Origin of the sequence: Candidatus Cardinium hertigii (genome assembly GCF_050864855.1) — a bacterium.
Taxonomy (GTDB): domain Bacteria; phylum Bacteroidota; class Bacteroidia; order Cytophagales; family Amoebophilaceae; genus Cardinium; species Cardinium hertigii_C.
The window spans coordinates 1-5,425 of sequence record NZ_JBOZWW010000029.1 but is presented as its reverse complement, the minus strand read 5'-3'; the positions used below and the strand labels follow the sequence as shown (position 1 = coordinate 5,425).

At 32.5% G+C, this 5,425-nt stretch carries 3 protein-coding genes; 2 read left to right on the top strand and 1 reads right to left on the bottom strand.

The annotated features are described in order from the left end of the window. A partial coding sequence (locus ACRRVB_RS00915) for an SH3 domain-containing protein (protein ID WP_432466140.1) occupies window positions 1-869 on the bottom strand: 869 nt, incomplete at its 3' end. Between the two features lie 213 nt (window positions 870-1,082). Between ACRRVB_RS00915 and ACRRVB_RS00910 the strand changes: the two genes are divergently transcribed. Beyond that, complete coding sequence (locus ACRRVB_RS00910) at window positions 1,083-4,604, top strand: sodium:solute symporter family transporter (protein WP_432466139.1); 3,522 nt, start codon at window positions 1,083-1,085, stop codon at window positions 4,602-4,604. Between the two features lie 445 nt (window positions 4,605-5,049). Next, window positions 5,050-5,425 (top strand): Rpn family recombination-promoting nuclease/putative transposase (locus ACRRVB_RS00905; protein ID WP_432466138.1); only part of this gene is annotated, 376 nt, incomplete at its 3' end.

Sequence of the window (5,425 nt, the reverse complement as noted above, 5' to 3'; positions counted from 1 at the left end):
TATGCTGCGTGTGTTGGATTAACTACCACATCTGATAAAAATGCTTTTCCTTCTTTATCAGTTATAGGTACAGACAAGATCAGTTTGTCCATTATACCACTACGTGCCGGAAATAATGTTCCGATATAAGCTATTGTTAAAAAATTTCCTTGTTGATTGACTAAAGGTGTATCTGTTTGTATAATTGCAGCAATATTTTCTTGTGCAACAGATTTCCATTTTTCAATGAATCCATCATCGGTATAGGCTATCCCGTCACTTTCAACCCATACAATAAAGTCTGGTGTGATAACAAGCGACCATCTTTTATCTTTCGTTTGATTTATAACATAAATAGGTGTTCCAATAAAGAGCGAAGAGGCTTGTATCTTGTCAAGTGGATAGCCATAGCCGGGCATAATGCTACGCACATAAATATCTGTTGTAGGTAGACTTCTTCCTAATAAATTCTTGGTAGTTATTGCTCTGTTTTCTTTATGAAAGGATAATCTTTTTAGTTCGTCTAACGGGATTGCATCAGCTATATTTTCTATCTTTTTTTTTGGATAAAGTCTAAAGTTAATGCCATACCATTTGTCTTTCGATAGTTCATCTTGATTAGAAAATATGGTAAGCTGATTTTTTTCACTAGCCCAGATGTCTGTTTGCAGAATCTGTTTAACATAGGTTTGATCCCAAGGAGATGCAGTACCAAAAAGACGTTGGTGTAAATTTTTCAAATAAGATTCTTGGACCTTTTTGTCCAATATTGGCTTTTCATATCCATCTTGATATGGATTAATCCATTTATCTGTTTCCTGTTCGTAAGTTTCTATAGGGAAGAAGGATATTGAAGAAGATAAGAAAGGTGTTTGTGCTTTGTATGGCATTGGAATTTAAAGTAAAATTATATATTAAACTATATGTATTCTGAGTGAACCTGAAAAAAAAAACAAGTTTATATCGAATATTAGGGTATCAGTTATTTAATCAATAAAATAATTATCGAAATTACAACTGTATCCATGATTTCACATATTTATATCTAATAAATTTATACCTAATAAAAAGTATTTATGTTAACCTTATATATAGTTCCAACTATGGTCATCTCTTTTCTGCTATTGACATTAATTGTAGGTATGTACTATAGTCGGAAAATAACTTCCTTACGTGAATATGCAATAGGTAACAAAAATTTCGCTACTGCTACTTTAGTAGCTACATTATTAGCCACACTTTATGGAGGGGGGGCCTTGATGCGTACCGTACAGCAGATTTATAATCAGGGTATTTATTATATAATAATATTAATATCGGACAGTATTTCTATTTGGGTATGGACATTACTTATACCACGTATGGGACCATTTATGTATCACCTTTCCACAGCAGAAAGCATAGGTAGTTCATATGGGACATGGCCTAGAGTATTATCTGCACTATTTGGTGTAGCACGTTCCATTATAACTATTGTTACACAAATTAATGTAATAACTTCAACTGTTACAATCTGTATACCTAACATAGATTCTTATGCTATTACAGCTGCGATTAGTCTAATTTTTATCATTTATTCTAGTTTAGGAGGGATTCGTGCTGTCACCTTTACTGATGTTATGCAATTTATAACATTTACAATTGTTATTCCATTTTTTACTTGGTATATGTATATGCATATCAACCGGTCACCAATAGAGATAGTTGCTTGTTTGAAATCTTCACCTAAACTTCAATTCGATGGTTTATTTCATATAAATTGTAAATTTATTTCAACATTTATGCTGGTATTAGCGATCATAATGCCTAGTGGAAGGCCTAGCATGATACAACGGATATATATGTCCTCTGGAGTTATACAAGCTAAAAAAGTTTTTTACTACACTAGTATTTTTAACTTACTTATAGTAAGTTTTATCATTTTAATCGGTTTATTTACCGTTGTATCCATAAATCATTTAACTACCGAACAAATTTGGCCCTATATCATCAATCAATGCCCACCTATTTTACAAGCATCCATTCTAATTGGATTAATCGCTATGACTATGTCTACTGCTGATTCCAGTTTAAATAGCTGTTCAACTATGATTACCCATGATTTACTTGCCAATATTTACTCAAAATGGAATGTTTTGCAAAAAAAACATCAGTTATATATAGTAAAGATTTCCTCTATAGTTATTGGTTTATTATCAATGATAATAGCTTTTTACTGTAAAGATTTGTTCCGTTTGCTTTGTTGGGCAATTCAAGTCTCTGTGCCTATTACAGCTGCTCCATTCTTACTAGCCATCTTTGGTTTTCGGGGTACTACGTGCACAGCTTTGATCGGAATGACTACAGGTGCATTAACTATTTTAGCTTGGAATAAATGGATTGAACCTTCAATAAATGTAGATGGTTCATTTCTGTCTATGCTAGCGAATGGATTTGCCATGATGTCGGCCCATTATCTTCTCAAACAACCAGAAAATACTGGTTGGATTAAACCAGATGACACGTTTAGACAAATACAACAAGAAAATTCCCGTAAACGTGAGGAATGCAAACAATCGATTAAAAATGCTTGGAAAAATAGAAAAATGGTTTTGGCTAATCTAAAACCTAGCTCTACTACGATAGTAGGTGTAGGATGTTATATTGCTGTTACTAGTTTGTTGGTTTATTTTATGGATCCTAATAATATATGCTTACTTGTATTACAACTTTTTTTAGCAGCTTGTTTTGTGGGTTACCCCTTTATATATGATATATCCCAAAAGATAAGGTCCATTCCAACTGGATTGGGCTCTCTAATGGGATTGACCGTTTATCTACCTTTACATATACTTTGGAATTGGTTTCATATTGTAGACCCAAATTTTAGCCTATTCTTATCTTTAGCCCACTATTCTATAATATTGTGGGTATTACCGCTTTATATAAGTATAGGTGTTATAACAATTACTTCATTACTATCCATTTATCCGATTTGTATTGGATTATCCTATCCAGTATTATGCTCCTTATTTCCAATATTTTTAATGAGTATATTCATTTTTACATTGATTATATGCTTTAAATGCAAAGTTTATAATCTTATTACACAAGTTATTTATCTAAAAACCCAAATAGGGATTAGAGAGTCTCAACAATTTAAATCATCTCTCTATGAATCAGCTCTGGTTCCATATAATACTGCTACTTATCCTAGAGGGAATAGCCCTATTTTAGAACAAGCAATCTATAAAGTGGAAGAATCTATTTCTTTTTTAGATAAAAAAATGCCCCTTTTTAAAGAAGACTTACAGAGTATTTTCAATAAGTTATATGACTGGGTAGCCTATTTTAGAAAAAGAGAAAATACCAAGGAACATGCACTGCTATATCCTACTAAAATTACCTTAGATAATCTAATCCATAAGGTAGAGGTTGCTCTGTTACAGTCGATAGATGATCCACCTAAGATATTAGTAGAAAAAGTAAGACCTCCTAATAGAGAGCTATCTATAGATATAGTATGTGATATCAATCAAGTAATCTATTCATTGGTTAAAGCTGTTTTACGGATTGGTAAGTTAGATAAAACCAATCCACCCATTATTAATATAGAGCTAAATCCTACTTGTTTACAATTTAAACAATCAGATTCTATTAATGAAGATTGTCCTATTTTTATGGACTTTTCAGCTACTGCTATACTCATCTATGAATCTACTACTTTTTATGAAAATCTACCAAAAATAAAAGAATGCTATAATGAAATGGATTCTATAGATCCTAAATCAAATAAAGACACACCACCATCTATAAATATTGAGCAGGATACCATAGCCAGTATGACCCGTTCACATTACGGATATTTGAAAATTTCTACTGATAAGGAGGGTACTTCTATGCTTATAGTACTTCCTAATGATGTTAGTGAGATTCGTAATAAGATGACTTACAAACTTCCTGTAGATGCGTTAACTGTAGAAACTCCTGTTACTCCTAAAGAGCAAGCAGATTCTATGATGGAATTAATGAAATTCCATGACCATGTTTGTAAATCTTTGTGTAAAGAGGATCCTATTGATCCAAGTATAATTTCAGGCTTACTTTTATTGTTAAGGGAGCACTTTGGATGTAAGCGTCATGAATCTGGCCAATTGTTTTATGTACGAGCAGTAGGTATTTCCAAACTAGTAGTAGATTGGGTTTTTCACTCTCCTAAGGTAGTTTATGCTTCTTTACTTTATGGATTAGTACGTCACACTTGCTTGCCTCTTTCTTATATCAAACAAAATTATAACTTGGGTGTTTATGCCTTTGTATTGAATGTAGTTGGTATAGATAAAAGAGAGGAACTAGATCATCCTTCTTTACTTTATGTGAAGAATAGACTGAAAGAATGCATTAAGAAAGATCATGTGCAACTTTCTGTCTTATTTATCAAACTAGCCGAGCGACTTTATGACCTAAGACAATCAGAAAGTTATATTAATCCGAAAGAGGTTCAACATATGGCTCAGGAAACACTAGCCATAGATGTGAAAATAGCTCATTCATACTTGGACTCCTATATAGGACAGGCGTTAGAAGAAGCGGCTAAACAGGCACTGGAGGTTTGTAAAAGTAGAGAAAAGGACAAAAATAGTTAGTAAATCTAATAGGGGTGTCTTGACTAAAATACCGGTTTGTCTGATTTTGGTTTAAAAAAGAGCCTGTAAATGATTTTGTATAAGTGCCTTTTTTTAGTAGAATCGTTCATAAAATTCGATAGCGAATCGATTCATAGCCGGACCATCTGGAGCGGATTAACAGGAAATTATGGTTTCTGTTTTGTACCCAACTTCGTTAGCTAGATTTTGGCAATAGACTATGTCTTAAAAAACGGTCGTTTGTTGAGACAACTAAAATACCTCCCTAAAATAGTCCATAAAATGTATCATATTTCTATCTCAAAAAACAAAATATTATAAACTGATTATTTTTAATATTATTGAGACAATACGGAAAAATTGGTATTCCGTTTCCATCACAAAATAAAATTGTAAGAATATTTATAATTTTAAAGCTGTTGATTCATTTTAACCTATTGATGAGATGAGCAAGAAAGAAAGCAAAGAAAAGGATAAAAAAGATGGCTTGTATAGTCCTCATGATTCCGTCTTTAAAAACACGTTTTGCAATAAAGAGGCAATGCTGGATTTTCTATCTGCCAACTTACCTTGTGATTTGCTATCTAAAATAGATAAAGAGAAATTAGAGTTAACAAATAAAAGCTATGTAGATCCAGTTGGGAGAAGAGGAGAATCTGATTTAGTATTCAAAACCAATATAAATGGTAAGGAAGGGTATCTGTACATTATTTGCGAACACCAGTCTACTGAAGATCCGTATATGCCTCTAAGGTTTCTAGAATACAACGTTCAATTACTTCGTCAACATCTAAAAGAGAACGGGAACGTACTTCTTCCGG